The organism is Bacteroides faecalis, assembly GCF_003865075.1.
Classification (GTDB): Bacteria; Bacteroidota; Bacteroidia; order Bacteroidales; family Bacteroidaceae; genus Bacteroides; species Bacteroides faecalis.
In genome coordinates this window covers 318,958-334,972 of sequence record NZ_BHWB01000002.1, presented here as the reverse complement: position 1 = coordinate 334,972, position 16,015 = coordinate 318,958, and the positions used below count along the sequence as shown (strand labels likewise).

Sequence of the window (16,015 nt, the reverse complement as noted above, 5' to 3'; positions counted from 1 at the left end):
ATGGCAAATAAATTAGAGGAAAAACAGCATAGGCTAAAAAAAGTCAGGGTACGTAATATTGTTCTGAACCTGGTTTGTGTTTTACTTGCAGGTTCCGGATTGTGGTGGACGGCAACTTATTTCTGGCGTTATATTAATTATGAAGTCACAAATGATGCATTTGTAGATCAATATGTCGCTCCATTGAATATGCGGGTTTCGGGATATATTAAGGAAGTATGTTTTAAGGAACATCAATATGTACGCCAGGGAGATACCTTATTAATATTGGATAATCGCGAATATCAGATTAAATTGAAAGAGGCAGAAGCAGCTTTGTTGGATGCGCAGGGATCGCAGGAAGTTCTTCATTCGGGCATTGAAACCTCTCACTCAAACATTGCTGTGCAAGATGCCAATATTGCCGAAGCTGAAGCAAAGCTTTGGCAATTAGAACAGGATTATCACCGTTTTGAGCGTTTGCTAAAAGAAGAATCGGTTCCGGAACAACAGTTTGAACAGGTAAAGGCTGCATACGAAGCTGCACAAGCTCGTTATCAGGCGTTGGTTGCACAGAAAAAAACAGCTTTGTCACAGTATGCAGAAACAAGTAAAAAAAGTACAGGAGCAGAAGCGACAATACTTCGTAAAGAAGCAGAGGTAGATTTGGCTAATTTGAATTTATCCTATACAGTCCTCCTTGCTCCGTATGATGGATATATAGGGAGACGTACATTAGAACCGGGACAATACGTTCAAACGGGACAGACAGTCTCATATTTGGTGCGAAATAAGGATAAATGGGTGACAGCCAATTATAAAGAGACTCAGATTGCCAATATACATCTAGGACAACAAGTATGTATTAAAGTAGATGCTTTACCAGGAAAGGTTTTTCATGGTGAAGTGACAGCTATTTCCGAGGCAACGGGTTCAAAATATTCATTAGTTCCCACAGATAATTCTGCCGGGAATTTTGTGAAAGTACAGCAACGCATACCTGTGAGGATTGATCTGAAGGATGTTTCTTCGGAAGAGATGGCACAATTAAGAGCTGGTATGATGGTAGAAACAGAAGCATTGCGCCGATGATTACTATGAAGGAACTTGGGGTACCTACGCGCCAGTGGGTACCCGACTGGCTTGGACTTCTTAGTCTTTTCATTATTATTCTTCCGATTACTATGTTAAATGGTTCTTATACCGGAAGTACATTGGAAGTATCGAATACCTTAGGAACCAATTCGGAAGACATTTCTATGGGGTATTATGCCGCTTCCACCGGTATGGCAATTGCTTATCCCATTATTCCCAAAGTATTGGCAGCCGTTTCTGTTAAGTTCTTGTTGCTTACGGACTTGCTCTTGCAATTTTTCCTGAGTTGGATATGTGCCCGTTCGCAAAATGCCGATATTTTGATTGTTTGCAGTTTTGCCATTGGTTTTCTGAAGGGATTCCTTATGTTATGGTTTATACGCCATGCAAAGATGATTTTTAGTCCAAAAGATGTGCGTAGCGAGTTTTATTCTTATTTTTATCCGTTGGTGTTTAGTGGAGGTCAAGTTTCTATGCTCATAACAGCTCAGTTGGCGTATCATTATAATTGGAAATATATGTATTACTTTATGATGCTTTTAATTTTAGTATCCATTCTTTTAGTGATTGTATGTTTCCGTCATAACCGCCCTATAAAATCTGTCCCTATGTCAGAATTGCACATTCGAGAGATGTTTATTATCTCGATAGGGCTATTAATGCTGATGTATGTTATTAATTATGGGAAAGTACTTGATTGGATGGCTTCCCCTAAAATATGTCTTTATATTGTGATTGCTCCTATGTTAATCGCGTTATTTATTTGGATTCAACATCGTTCGACTACTCCTTATGTTAGTCTTGCTCCTTTATATCAGCCCAAAGCGATTATCGGATATTTCTATATGATGCTTGTTATGTTTTTCAGTACTTCGACTACTTTGCTGACTAATTATTTAAGCATTATATTGAGAGTCGATACTACGCATACCTATTCCCTTTATATTTTTCTGCTTCCAGGATATGTAATAGGAGCTTTCATCTGTTTCTGGTGGTTCAGGTGGCAGCGTTGGCGTTTTCGTTTTTTGGTGGCAGGAGGTATGACATGTTTTGTAATATTCTTCGGAAGTCTTTATTTCGGAATCTCTCCGCAAAGTACCTATGACATGTTATATCTGCCAATATTCTTTCGTGGATTAGGAATGTTAGCTTTGATTATAGCTTTTGCTCTTTTCGCTGTAGAAGATATGGATCCGAAGCTTTTATTATCCAATGCTTTTTTTCTAATAATTTTCCGATCGGTATTGGCACCTGTTATGGCTACTTCTTTATATAGTAATGTTCTTTATCGGTTGGAACAAAAATATATGTATTCTCTATCGGAAACAATAACTGCTACTGATCCGTTGGCTGCGTCGCGCTATACTCAATCTTTGAATAGCGCTATAGCACAGGGGCATGGATATAATGAAGCTGTTCAAATAGCAACTAATTCTCTTTATGGAACTTTGCAGCAACAAAGTTTGTTGCTTGCACTCAAAGAGATTTTAGGATATTTACTTGTAATATCGATTATTATAGCTGTTGTATCTCGTTTTATTCCATTCCATAAAACAATCCGCGTTACATTTACTAAAATGGGAGATGATATGGTCTAGCGATTTTCAAATTTCATAAATAACGCTCATGACTGGTGTTGAGAATTGATAGTTGATGATAAACAATTGTTTAGCAGTGTACTTTTCATAAAATCGGTGTAATATGTATATTTTATATGAGAATTATTGCGGCCGGCTCTTTAGCTTCTTTGCTACTAAAGAAAATATGTCTGACAGAAAAACTTTATTTGATAATATCTTAGTCTTCTATGAAACCTTTAAGGCAATTAATGTTCAGTAATCTTCATTCGATAGGGCTTCAATTCCATTAATAAAAAATCCTGCCGAGAGATTGGCAATTGCAACATTATCGGCAGGAGTGACTTTTAAGAATTCTGTTTCTATGTACTTTATCCGTTGTATCTAACTTTTATTTACTATGGTAATATTCAATCGTTTCTGCAGTTAGTAAATCAATTGGCATATAATTGATACGAGTAACGTCTTTTTTGAAAATGAGATGGTCACAAAGAGCTTTAATACCATTGAAACCTTGCAACTCCGGTTGTTGGGCGATAAGGAAAGAAATGCTACCTTCTTTCAGACAAGAGACATTTCGTTCCAAAAGGTCATAGCCTATCAAGTTGAAATTTTTTTTCTTACGCGTTTGCATATATTCGCCTATGATATAAACTTTGGAGTTGAATGTTATTCCTGTATTTACCTTAGGATGAGTACGGAAGAAATCATCCAACATTTCGTTGTCTTCATCATTACGTTCTGCATGTAAGTCTAGTTCCAATATCTTACATAACGGATGATGTTCCTTCATATATTGTTTGAATCCGATTTCACGACTTTCTTGTTGGTTAGAACCAACAATTCCTTCATGTATCTTTTTGAAAATAACAATTTCTTTTTCCTCTCTGGCTAGTAACATCAGCATTCTAGCTGCGAAGTATCCGCTTTGGCGTGAATTCTGTCCAAAAAAGGCTAGGGGAGGGGTATCTTCTATTTTTGAATCTATAAATATATAAGGTATATCTAACATTTTCAGTTGGGTGGTGAAACCTTTCGTATATTGCGGAGCAGTTGGTGCTACCATAACTCCGTCTGGTTCTTCTGCCAGAATAGCTTTGCTGGCATTAACAAACGAATGGTAATCATAAGGATCGTAATAGTTGATTTTAACCGAGGTGTTGAAATCCGAATACGTAGTAACCGCTTCGTAGATTCCTGCTTCGATGGCAGTCCAATATTCTCCTTCTAGATGTTGAGGTAGAAGGCAGATGAAGGAGTATCTTTTATTAGAAGCAAGTGCACTAGCATACATATTGGGTTGGTAATCCAACTGTTTTAGTATTTCTTCTACTCGTTTTTTACTGGTTTCTGAAACTCCACTACGACCATGAATTACGCGGTCTACTGTTCCTACTGACACATTAGCTAAATGCGCTATGTCTTTTATTCTGATTCTTTCGGGCAATTTATTCATACGATCCCTTATTTATATAAATTTATGTGCTCGCACACAATAATAATCTAAATATTATCGACACAAATATATAACAATTTTTGTAATTACGAAAATTATTGTATCTTTGTGCCCGCACACGAAAGGCTTGTGACCTTCGTTTATAGATAAATTAATATTCATATTATCAGTGGATTATGTCTTTTTACAGACGAAAAATGATAATTTGCAACTTTATAATACTAATAAATTAGAATTTAAAACATAAAATTATGGGAAAGAAAGTAGTTACATTAGGTGAAATCATGCTTAGATTATCAACTCCGGGTAATACTCGTTTTGTTCAATCTGACTCTTTTGATGTAGTGTATGGCGGTGGAGAAGCAAATGTTGCTGTGAGTTGCGCCAACTACGGACATGATGCCTATTTTGTAACCAAATTGCCGAAACATGAAATTGGACAGGCTGCTGTAAATGCCTTGTGTAAATATGGGGTTAAAACAGACTTTATCGCTCGTGGTGGTGACCGTGTAGGTATCTATTACTTGGAGACTGGAGCTTCTATGCGTCCTAGCAAAGTAATCTATGATCGTGCCCACTCTGCTATTGCTGAAGCGGATGCTGCTGATTTCGATTTTGATACTATAATGGAAGGTGCAGATTGGTTCCACTGGTCTGGTATTACTCCTGCTATCTCAGATAAAGCAGCTGAATTGACTCGTCTGGCTTGTGAAGCGGCAAAACGTCATGGTGTAACTGTTTCTGTAGACTTGAATTTCCGTAAAAAACTGTGGACTAAAGAAAAAGCACAGTCCATTATGGAACCTTTGATGAAGTATGTCGATGTGTGCATTGGCAATGAAGAAGACGCAGAACTTTGTCTGGGTTTCAAACCGGATGCAGACGTTGAAGGTGGGCATACGGATGCTGAAGGTTACAAGGGAATCTTCCAACAGATGATGAAAGAATTTGGATTTAAATATGTAGTATCTACTCTTCGTGAATCTTTTTCTGCTACACACAATGGTTGGAAAGCAATGATTTATGACGGAAAAGAGTTCTATACTTCAAAACGTTATGATATTGATCCTATAATCGATCGTGTAGGTGGTGGTGATTCGTTTTCAGGCGGTATTATTCATGGCTTATTGACAAAAGCTACTCAGGGTGAGGCTTTAGAATTTGCAGTAGCTGCATCCGCTTTGAAGCATACTATTAATGGCGATTTTAATTTGGTTTCTATAGAGGAGGTAGAGGCATTGGCCGGCGGTGACGCAAGCGGTCGTGTACAACGCTAATTCCTCATTTTTAATTCTTCATTCATAATTTAATAAAGATGGCAAAATTCGATAAAATAGCCGTATTGAATAAGATCGGCTCTACAGGTATGGTGCCTGTATTCTATCATAAAGATGCAGAAGTTGCAAAGAAAGTAGTGAAAGCCTGTTATGATGGTGGTGTTCGTGCTTTTGAATTCACTAATCGTGGTGATTTTGCACAAGAAGTATTTGCTGAAATCGTAAAGTTTGCAGCAAAAGAATGCCCTGAAATGGCAATTGGTATAGGTTCTATTGTCGATCCTGCTACTGCTGCTATGTACTTGCAGTTAGGTGCAAACTTTGTTGTAGGTCCCTTATTCAATCCTGAAATAGCTAAAATTTGCAATCGTCGTTTAGTAGCTTATACGCCTGGTTGCGGTTCAGTGTCAGAAGTAGGGTTTGCACAGGAAGTAGGTTGCGATCTTTGCAAGGTATTCCCAGGTGATGTATATGGAACTAATTTTGTGAAAGGCTTAATGGCTCCTATGCCATGGTCAAAACTAATGGTTACTGGTGGAGTAGAACCCACTCAGGAAAACCTGACTGGATGGATTAAAGCAGGTGTATTCTGCGTTGGCATGGGCTCTAAACTATTCCCGAAAGACAAAGTGGTAGCAGAAGATTGGGCTTATGTAACAGAAAAATGTAAAGAAGCTCTTGGATATATTGCTGAGGCTCGTAAATAAGACTTTTTAAATATATGGTTTGGTAAATAGAAGTAGAGGCTGGTGGTGACCAGCCTCCTTGAAATATGTCTCTATTGGTTAGTTAGTTCTGTTTAGTAACGAGACATATTTTCATTTTGTTTAAAGGTGTTTAAAAAGGGATAAACCATCGGAATGAGTGATCATTTTGGTGGTTTTTCTATGTTTTTGAGTGAACTGTATTATAGCACATCAAGAGTTATGTAATATTCTGGTTCTGATGATTCGTCCGATTACGAGAGTCAAAATATAAAATATGGCAAAACCTATTATAGAAAAAACAAATGGGCGTTGTTCGTCGAAGCTCCGACGTGGAGGTATCACTTTATAGGCCTTGGTCGTAATTGTATTCTGTGCTTTTAGAACAGAATCTGTTGTCTGTGGTACAATTGCAGTTGTTGATATTAGACTACTATCTGTTACTGCTATATTGGGAGATATTTCTGTAGACATTTTCTTTATCTTTTTAGTTGAACATATTAATTATTGGTTACAACATAGTATACAGACTGAGTTTAGAAGTTTTTTTCAAAAAACGGAGACAAAGGTAACTAAAAAAATAGTTGGCAGTATGAGGGAACCCGATTCTTTTTAAAGGATTTGATTTAAGTCAATTTCTTAGTTTTAAAACGGTAATAACTTTAATAAATGGCATGAACTAATTTTAAGCATAGATGTTTTTCATAAATAAAAATAATATGATATGGAAACTCATCACCACGAACATAATTATCAGCTGACTTCACTCAATAAAGCTTTCGTTATAGGAATAGTGCTTAATGTAGCTTTTGTTATTGTAGAATTTAGTGTTGGCTTTTACTACAATTCACTTGGGTTACTTTCGGATGCCGGACATAATTTAGGGGATGTGGCTAGTCTGGTATTGGCTATGCTCGCTTTCCGTTTGCAAAGAGTAAGTCCCAATAGCCGTTATACCTATGGATATAAAAAGAGTACAGTTCTTGTTTCTTTGCTGAATGCAGTTATTCTACTGGTGGCAGTCGGGATTATTGTTGTTGAAAGTATTGATAAACTATTTCATCCAGTGGCGGTTGATGGCTCTGCCATTGCTTGGACTGCCAGAGTAGGAGTAATTATCAATGCTGTTACAGCATGGCTATTTCTTAAAGATAAGGAGAAAGATTTAAATGTAAAAGGTGCTTATTTGCACATGGCAGCAGATACATTAGTGTCTGTCGGAGTAGTTGTTTCAGGACTTGTTATAGCTTATACGGGTTGGAGTATTGTCGATCCTATCATCGGATTGATGATTGCAGTTATTATTGTCATTTCTACATGGGGGTTACTTCATGACAGTCTCCGTTTATCATTAGATGGCGTTCCAGTAGGTCTTGATTCTCAAAAGATAGTGCACCTTATCTTAGAACAGCCGGGAGTGAAAAGTTCCCATCACGTTCATATTTGGGCTTTAAGTACGACCTAAACTGCATTAACTGCCCATCTGGTTATTAATGATATTGCTAAAATGGAGCAAGTGAAATGTTCTGTAAAAATGGTCTTGGAGCAAGCAGGTATCCATCACGCTACTTTGGAAATAGAAGATGAGAGAACTACTTGTGATACGGAATGTTGTAAGGATTGAAATAAATCCGTACCTTTGCTGCCCTAACACTAACTAACCTTTTTACAATATGTTGATTGACTTGTTGCAGTCCTCTTATTTTTCTCTCTTCCTGATCGTTGCATTAGGTTTTATGCTGGGAAGAATTAAGATTAAGGGGCTATCGCTTGATGTGTCGGCGGTGATCTTTATTGCTCTTCTTTTCGGGCATTATGGCGTTATTATTCCCAAAGAACTGGGAAATTTTGGTTTGGTACTTTTCATTTTTACCATTGGAATTCAGGCGGGTCCCGGTTTCTTTGATTCTTTTCGCAGTAAAGGAAAGACGCTGATTCTCATTACTATGCTTATTATAAGTTCTGCCTGCCTGACCGCACTTGGATTGAAGTATGCATTCAATATTGACACACCGAGTATTGTAGGGTTAATTGCGGGAGCACTTACCAGTACGCCAGGATTAGCTGTAGCTATCGATAGTACCCATTCGCCATTGGCATCTATTGCCTATGGTATAGCCTATCCCTTTGGGGTTATTGGGGTTATTTTGTTTGTGAAGTTGCTCCCTAAAGTGATGAAGGTTGATTTGGACAAGGAAGCACGTCGTTTGGAAATAGAACGTCGTGGACAATTCCCCGAATTGAAAACCTGTATTTATCGTATAACTAACTCAAATGTATTTAATCGCAGCTTGATGCAAATTAATGCTCGAGCCATGACAGGAGCTGTTATTTCACGTCTTAAACATAAAGCTGAAATCTCGATTCCTACAGCATACACTGTATTGCATGAAGGGGATTATATTCAGGCTGTAGGCAGTGATGAGTCATTGAATCAATTGGCATTGCTGGTTGGAGAGCGTGAAGAAGGTGAACTTCCATTAGATAAGACTCAGGAGATAGAGTCTTTGTTGCTCACAAAAAAAGATATGATTAACAAGCAGCTAGGGGATTTGAATCTGCAAAAAAACTTTGGCTGTACAGTGACTCGTGTTCGTCGAAGTGGCATTGATTTATCTCCTTCTCCTGATTTGGCATTGAAGTTTGGTGATAAATTGATGATCGTTGGTGAAAAGGAGGGAATCAAAGGAATAGCTCGTTTGTTGGGTAATGATGTGAAAAAACTTTCTGATACGGATTTCTTTCCGATTGCAATGGGTATTGTACTAGGCGTATTATTCGGTAAATTGAATATATCTTTCTCAGATAGTCTGTCATTTTCTCCAGGATTGACCGGAGGCGTATTGATGGTAGCACTTTTCCTGAGCGCTATTGGTAAAACAGGTCCTATTCTCTGGTCTATGTCTGGCCCTGCCAATCAGTTACTACGGCAGTTAGGGTTGTTACTTTTCCTTGCGGAAGTTGGTACTTCTGCCGGAAAGAATCTGGTAGCTACTTTCCAAGAGAGTGGATTATTAATGTTCGGAGTAGGAGCTGCTATCACATTAATTCCAATGTTGGTTGCTGCCATTGTAGGTCGTCTGGTATTTAAGATTAGCCTTCTTGATTTATTGGGAACGATTACTGGTGGTATGACTAGTACGCCGGGTTTAGCTGCTGCCGATTCAATGGTAGATAGTAACATCCCTAGCGTAGCTTATGCAACCGTATATCCGATTGCTATGGTATTTCTTATTTTATTTATCCAGGTGATCGCTTCAGCAGTATATTAAATCATCATAAACTAAGGATTGGTGGTCAGAAAAATAGTTTATATCTTTGCCACTTTTAAATAAAGAAGTGAAACGATTGTTACTCCATATAATGCGTTATTTTCTGCCGGTACTATTTATTTCGTACATGGCAAGCATTACATTCTTTGCCCATATGCATGTGGTCAATGGGGTAACGATTGTCCATTCACATCCTTTTAAGAAAGGGACAGCGCATAGCCATACATCTGTTGAATTTTTATCCATTCATCTTTTATCTCATTTGGTAACTGATGGTGCTGCTACTCTTTTCTTAGTTCCTTTTTCTATTCCCTTTTTATTGTGTTTGTTGCTGAAACGTCCGCTACTGACACATCATCATGCACCTTATCATGGGGTGGTAGCACTTAGGGCACCACCAGTTGTTCGTTCCTTTTGATATAAAAGATGACAATACCTGTTTTTTGCACAGGTTACTAATCATCTATACTTTCATGTTAATATTCAATGAAAACGAACAACGAACGAAAAATGAAAAAATACATCTTTTCGCTTGTCTGTCTGTGCTGTGCATTATTGCCTGCCCTTGAAGGACAAGCTGCTCATCATGAGCACCCTGAATATCCTGAACTGCGAAAATCGGATGCTAATATTATCGGTCATATTCTTGATAAGAAAACAAAAGAACATTTACCCTACATTACGATTACATTAAAAGGGACGACTATTGGAACAGTTACTGATGTAACCGGGCACTATTTTTTGAAAAATCTTCCTGAAGGAAACTTTGTACTTGAAGTAAGTTCTGTTGGTTATAAAACAGTCATTAGGAACGTAACATTAAAGAAAGGTCATACTTTGGAAGAAGATTTTGAAATAGAAGAGGATGCGGTAGCATTAGATGGTGTGGTTGTATCTGCTAATCGCAATGAAACTACTCGTCGTTTGGCTCCGACATTAGTAAATGTAATTGATTTGAAAATCTTTGAGAATACAAATTCTACTACGTTAGCACAGGGATTGAGCTTCCAACCGGGTGTACGTGTTGAATCGAATTGTCAGAATTGTGGATTTCAACAAGTACGTATCAATGGTTTGGATGGTCCTTATACACAAATTTTGCTAGATTCTCGTCCTATATTTAGCGCTCTCTCCGGTGTATATGGCATTGAACAGATTCCGGCTAGTATGATAGAACGTGTAGAAGTAATGCGTGGAGGAGGTTCAGCTTTGTTTGGTTCATCAGCAATTGCCGGTACTATTAATATTATTACCAAAGAACCAATTCGTAACTCGGGTATGCTGTCGCATACAATTACCTGTATTGGAGATGGTGATGCGTTTGACAATAGCACTGCTCTGAATGCTTCACTTGTAACGGACGATCGACGTGCCGGATTGTACATCTTTGGACAGAATCGTCATCGTTCAGCCTATGATCATGATGGTGACGGTTATTCGGAGATTCCCAAACTGCATGGGCAAACAGTTGGATTTCGTTCCTTCCTGAAAACCAGTATTTACTCAAAACTAACATTTGAGTATCACCATATGGAAGAATTTCGTAGAGGAGGAGATTTGCTAAATCGTCCCCCTCATGAAGCAAATGTTGCAGAGCAGACCGAACATTCTATTAACGGTGGTGGATTAAAATATGATTATTTCTCTCCGAATGAGAAACATCGTTTCAATGTTTTCGCTTCGGCTCAGCATATCGATCGGGATAGCTATTATGGAGGCAAACAAGATTTAGATGCTTATGGAAATACTACAGACTTAAATTGGATGGCAGGTTCTCAATATATTTATACGTTTGATAAATGCCTTTTTATGCCTTCTGACTTAACAGCGGGAGTTGAACTTAATCAGGATCGTTTGGAGGATCGTATGTGGGGATACAACAGGTATACTAAACAGAACGTAGATATCTATAGTGCTTTCTTGCAGAATGAATGGAAAAACGATCATTGGGGAATCTTAATTGGCGGGCGTTTTGACAAACATAATCTGATTGATCATCTAATTTTCAGTCCTCGTGCTAATTTACGTTTCAATCCGACGAAGGATATAAATTTTCGTGTAAGTTACTCTTCCGGTTTCCGGGCACCTCAGGCGTTTGATGAGGATTTACATATTGAGAATGTAGGTGGCAATGTAGCGATGATTGAGCTGGCAGATAACCTGAAAGAAGAAAGATCTAATAGTTTGAGTGCTTCAGCTGATATTTACCATCGTTTCGGAGCTTTTCAGATGAATTTTTTGATAGAAGGATTCTATACAAAGTTATTAGATGTTTTTGCCTTGACAGATGGAGAAGTAGTAGATGGAATCCTAAAACGTACACGTTATAATGCTCCCGGTGCACAAGTAATGGGAATGACTTTGGAGGGAAAAATGGCTTATCTGAATAAATTTCAGATTCAGGCTGGAGTAACTTTGCAGCAAAGTCATTATGATGAACCGCACGAGTGGAATAAGGAAGCGCCGAAAGTAAGAAAAATGATGCGTACACCAAATACCTATGGCTATTTCACTGCTATTTATACTCCGATAAAGCCTTTGTCTATTGCATTCTCAGGAACTTATACCGGTTCTATGCTGATTCCTCACGAGGCAGTCCCGGGTTTTCTGGATGCTCCGATTACAGTTGATACCAAAGATTTCTTTGATATTAGTTTGAAAGCTGCTTATGATTTCAAGCTTTATAAATCAATGGATTTACAAGTAAATGCCGGTATACAGAATATCTTTAATTCTTATCAGAATGATTTCGATAAGGGGCCTGACAGGGATTCTGGTTACATTTATGGTCCTTCGTTGCCCAGAAGTTTCTTTTTAGGGGTGAAAATCAGCTATTAATAAATTAATTTAAGTAGCATGAAATAAAATGTCCAGCCTTCACAGGTCAGACATTTTATTTTGAATATTTGTAAATACTCCACACATGAGCGAGTTGATTAGATTTGTAAATTACTACATCGTATATCTCTTCACTGGTCAGACCAAAGATGTTTGCTATAGCTATGATTACTTCTTAAATCGCTCCCCATCTCCTTTCAGTAATCGTGAGTTCCAACGGTTCCTTAGTTGCTTGTTCAAAGAGTTTCTCCATTGTCTCATAGGTATTGAACCGCTTTATAACGGATGGCAGATTATATTGGAGAACGATTAAGGATGAGCTGGCAATTTGCTCATGGAATATTCATTGATACGTTCTTGGACAGCCGCTTCCTCACCCTGTTTTTTAGTGAAGGGATGTTCAAGTTCTTTTTCATTCATACCTAATTACCTTTCTTTCTTTTATCACCAAGAAGCGTAAAGTCAAGAAGTATCTAGCTTGTACCACCGGTTATACCCATAAACTGGGTTTTGAAATCAAGAACAGATTTATGCTCCACATGGAAATGGACACGCCTGATGTACTCTATACACTTTCCTGTCTTTTTATAATCCGTATCATCAACCATCATGTTATTGCCTCTCTATGGTCGCCGCGACTCGGGTATTTATCTATGACGGACAGCTAGCTGATGTTATTCTAAGAATTATATCGAACTTACGTTAAAGAAGACAGTTTAAGCACATGGCTTAAATTGTAAAAATGTATATTGCTATTGTTTACTATAAAACCTATTGTAGGGTTGTTATAATAATCTTATTATAACGTTTTATTGTCAAATATTTAATTGTTTATCTTTGGATTATCTAATTTATTTTTTTATATTTGCTCGTGTTGCAATAAATTTAATACTATGGAAACTTCTTTTTCTATAATAATGCCTACTTATAATCAGGCTTCATTTATTCGGAGAGCGATTCAGAGTTTATATAGACAAACCTATCAGAACTGGGAGCTAATTATAATAAATGATGGTTGTACCGATGAAACTGAAATGTTTATTTCAGATTTATTGGTTGATACTCGTATCGTATATATAAAAAACGATAGTAATCTAGGTTTGGGGTGCGCTTTGAATCAAGGTCTTAATGCCGCTAAACATGAATATATTGCTTATCTTCCTTCGGACGATTTTTATTACGAGAATCATTTGGAAAGTATCAAGAAGAAATTTGAGGAATATGATGATATGATTTTAGTGTATACGGGGATGAGATATGATTTTCCTGACACTTTACATTTTACTTTCGATACGGAAAGTAAAGGAGTTAGAAAAGGGTATTGTTTGCAATTAGTACAAACTTCCCACAAAAGAACAGAAGAGCGCTGGGTAGAAAGAAGTGAGTGGGTAACAGAGGACCTCTATTCAATGTTTTGGTATAAATTGATTGGAGAAGGGACCTTTGGCATGACCAATGAAGTTTCTTGCTCCTGGGTTTCTCATCCAGCTCAACGCCATCGTTTTGTTAGTGAAAAATATGGAGGAGGGCTTAAATAATATAGAAACTACTATCAGGTGAAGTCTCCTGTTAAAATGAGAGTTTCCGAGTATAAATTTATCGACGAAGAGAAGCTTTATTCGAATTTTCGAGAAAAACAATCATCTTGTGAATCTTCCCTTAAGATAGTTCTGTTAGGAGAATTGGCTTATAATCCAGAACGTATATACGCATTGGAGGAGGCAGGACATCAACTTTATGGTTTATGGCTCCCCACACCGGTATTTAGTTTCTCAGCGGTGGGACCTTTACCATTCGGGCACATCGAAGATATCCCTTTAGGTTCTTGGAAAGATGGGTTTGCTGAGATTCACCCCGATGTCATTTATGGTATGTTGAACTTTGGTTCGGTTGCTTTTGCCTATGATGTGATGAGAGCATGTCCTGATATCCCTTTCGTTTGGCATTTTAAAGAGGGACCCTCCGTTTGTCTTCGTAATGGTGTCTGGGATAAATTGATTTATTTGTATACTCATGCTGCAGGTAAAATCTTTTTGAATGATATGGTAAAAGAATGGTTTAAACAATTCCTTCCTCCGACTTCTGGTCTTTCGTTAGTTATGGATGGTGATTTACCTAAAATGGATAATTTTAAAAATGATTTTTCGCCTAAACTATCTGCTCAGGATGGCGAAATACATACCGTAATTGCTGGAAGAATGATAGGTATATCTGATACGGATTTGAAGGTATTTGTGAATAATAATATTCATATTCATTTGTATACAGAGAACTATTATAATGATCGGGCAAGGGAGAATATCCAGCGTTTTCGGACAGCTCCTAATCATTTTCATGTTCATCCTCATGTATCAGCTGACAATTGGACAAAAGAATTTTCACAATATGATGCTGGATGGTTGCATTGCTTGAAAAGTAATAATAGTGGAGATCAGCTGAAAATGCTTTGGGATGATATGAATATACCTGCCAGGATTAGTATGTATGCGTCAGCAGGCCTACCGGTTATACTTTATAACAACACTGGGCATATAGTAGCTACGCAAGATATTGCGACTAAATTGGATATCGGAATATTTTTTAAAGATGCCCAAGAACTATCAACTAAATTGAAAGACAGAATTAGGATGCAACAATTGACAGATAATATGTTACATAATAGAAAGCTGTTTAGCTTTGATTATTATGTGCCACAGCTTATTCAATTATTCAGGGATATTATAAAAATGAAAATATAAATATACTATGAACAAAACACTTCGGAACATTGCAAATACAATTGTTGCTAACTTGGCTAACACAGAACCTGCAGGTTTGTTTGATGGTAAAATGGGGATTTGTCTCTTTCTGTATAAATATTCTCGCTATTCGGGTTTTGAAATTTATGATGAGATAGCTTCCAATTTGCTGGACGAAATTTTCGATCAGCTAACACCGGGTATGTCCTCCAGTGCAATGGATGGACTTGCAGGTATTGGTTTTGGATTAGTAGAACTTTTAAAAGATGGTTTTTTAGAGAGTGATCCCGATGATAATATTCTTAAAAACATGGATGATATTCTTCTCCGTGGTGTCAGAAATACCTTGATGAGGGAAGCACCGTTTTCAATAACTTTGTATTCTTCAGGCATATACTTATTGTCTCGGATGTCTTTCCGTAGAAACGAAATGGAAAGTGAATGGATTGTTGATGTAATAGGGCAAGCTATTTGGTTGATTGAGGACTTCAAAAAAAGGACTCAGAAAGTTCCCGAATTGTCTTTACTTAATTCAATGCTATATGTATTTGCTCGGTTATTTGCTATTTTAGAAACCGATAAGAATAAAATTCAATGTATATTAATGGATATTTTGCATTTTTCTTCCCTGTCTATCCAGCAACATAATTATAATGAAATTGATATTTTATTGTTTCGGCAGAATGTAGAGTATCTTTCTGAAGTGTTAGATATTGAAAAATTTCCAATAATAGGCGTATTGAGAGAAATGACTAATTATTCTGAAGAAGTCAATATGGATATGTTGTATAATAATATGTGGTGGTGGCTTCTATATGACTTGTACCCTATTGAAAATATTTCATCTGAATTAATAGAGAACTATGTTGATAAGAAGTTGCGAGCGTCTTATTATGATGAATTGGCTGTAAATAGTAAATTAGCTGCCCTAGGATGTTGGATTATGTCAAGAAATGGTTGTAAATAATGGGATTAAGTAAATTTATTGATTTTTCTTAATGATATAAAATGTTATATATAATAGCGATTTTAATTTAAATACTTAGTAATTAGTGTGTAAATAAGTAGTAATCATAGGG

13 protein-coding genes and 1 pseudogene are annotated in these 16,015 nt (G+C 37.2%); 12 read left to right on the top strand and 2 right to left on the bottom strand.

The window, feature by feature from the left end; translation table 11 throughout:
• Both EJF25_RS04175 and EJF25_RS04170 read left to right on the top strand, forming a co-directional pair.
• Nucleotides 1–1,071, top strand: coding sequence for an HlyD family secretion protein (locus EJF25_RS04175; RefSeq protein ID WP_125040170.1), 1,071 nt, complete (start codon nucleotides 1–3; stop codon nucleotides 1,069–1,071).
• Nucleotides 1,068–2,672, top strand: coding sequence for an MFS transporter (locus EJF25_RS04170; protein ID WP_200832864.1), 1,605 nt, complete (start codon nucleotides 1,068–1,070; stop codon nucleotides 2,670–2,672). The genes EJF25_RS04175 and EJF25_RS04170 overlap by 4 nt, the downstream gene beginning before the upstream one ends.
• A 370-nt stretch (nucleotides 2,673–3,042) precedes the next feature.
• On the opposite strand, the gene EJF25_RS04165 is transcribed toward EJF25_RS04170, so the two are convergent.
• Nucleotides 3,043–4,107 (bottom strand): LacI family DNA-binding transcriptional regulator, encoded by a 1,065-nt coding sequence (locus tag EJF25_RS04165; RefSeq protein ID WP_125040169.1) that lies wholly within the window; start codon nucleotides 4,105–4,107, stop codon nucleotides 3,043–3,045.
• A 251-nt stretch (nucleotides 4,108–4,358) separates the two neighbouring features.
• Here EJF25_RS04165 and EJF25_RS04160 point away from each other — a divergent pair, with 251 nt between their 5' ends.
• A complete protein-coding gene (locus EJF25_RS04160) occupies nucleotides 4,359–5,384 on the top strand; it encodes a sugar kinase (protein WP_125040168.1) in 1,026 nt (341 codons plus the stop codon).
• Nucleotides 5,385–5,422: 38 nt separating this feature from the next.
• Nucleotides 5,423–6,091, top strand: a complete 669-nt coding sequence (locus EJF25_RS04155; protein ID WP_077153862.1) for a bifunctional 4-hydroxy-2-oxoglutarate aldolase/2-dehydro-3-deoxy-phosphogluconate aldolase — start codon at nucleotides 5,423–5,425, stop codon at nucleotides 6,089–6,091.
• Nucleotides 6,092–6,301: 210 nt separating this feature from the next.
• Here EJF25_RS04155 and EJF25_RS25450 read toward each other — a convergent pair whose 3' ends face one another.
• Complete coding sequence (locus EJF25_RS25450) at nucleotides 6,302–6,562, bottom strand: hypothetical protein (RefSeq protein WP_125040167.1); 261 nt, start codon at nucleotides 6,560–6,562, stop codon at nucleotides 6,302–6,304.
• A gap of 250 nt (nucleotides 6,563–6,812) precedes the next feature.
• On the opposite strand from EJF25_RS25450, the pseudogene EJF25_RS04145 reads away from it, so the two are divergent.
• From EJF25_RS04145 to EJF25_RS04115, 8 genes and pseudogenes are all read left to right on the top strand, one after another.
• Nucleotides 6,813–7,712 (top strand): annotated as a pseudogene (locus tag EJF25_RS04145) (cation diffusion facilitator family transporter).
• A gap of 49 nt (nucleotides 7,713–7,761) precedes the next feature.
• Nucleotides 7,762–9,360: an aspartate:alanine exchanger family transporter gene (locus EJF25_RS04140; RefSeq protein WP_125040166.1), complete on the top strand. Its 1,599-nt coding sequence runs from the start codon at nucleotides 7,762–7,764 to the stop codon at nucleotides 9,358–9,360.
• Nucleotides 9,361–9,427: 67 nt separating this feature from the next.
• Nucleotides 9,428–9,778, top strand: a complete 351-nt coding sequence (locus EJF25_RS04135) for a DUF8478 family putative metalloprotein (RefSeq protein WP_502697240.1) — start codon at nucleotides 9,428–9,430, stop codon at nucleotides 9,776–9,778.
• A gap of 92 nt (nucleotides 9,779–9,870) precedes the next feature.
• Entirely contained in the window at nucleotides 9,871–12,198 is a 2,328-nt protein-coding gene (locus tag EJF25_RS04130) for a TonB-dependent receptor (protein ID WP_125040165.1), read from the top strand.
• Between the two features lie 85 nt (nucleotides 12,199–12,283).
• The gene (locus tag EJF25_RS04125; protein ID WP_125040164.1) at nucleotides 12,284–12,511 is read left to right on the top strand and encodes a hypothetical protein; all 228 of its coding nucleotides are present in this window, start codon (nucleotides 12,284–12,286) and stop codon (nucleotides 12,509–12,511) included.
• A gap of 580 nt (nucleotides 12,512–13,091) precedes the next feature.
• Nucleotides 13,092–13,736, top strand: coding sequence for a glycosyltransferase family 2 protein (locus tag EJF25_RS25445; RefSeq protein ID WP_235016712.1), 645 nt, complete (start codon nucleotides 13,092–13,094; stop codon nucleotides 13,734–13,736).
• An 18-nt stretch (nucleotides 13,737–13,754) separates the two neighbouring features.
• Nucleotides 13,755–14,936, top strand: a complete 1,182-nt coding sequence (locus EJF25_RS25440) for a glycosyltransferase (protein ID WP_235016711.1) — start codon at nucleotides 13,755–13,757, stop codon at nucleotides 14,934–14,936.
• Nucleotides 14,937–14,943: 7 nt separating this feature from the next.
• On the top strand, nucleotides 14,944–15,903 hold the full coding sequence (locus tag EJF25_RS04115) for a glycoside hydrolase family protein (RefSeq protein WP_125040163.1): 960 nt from the start codon (nucleotides 14,944–14,946) through the stop codon (nucleotides 15,901–15,903).
• Nucleotides 15,904–16,015: the final 112 nt, after the last annotated feature.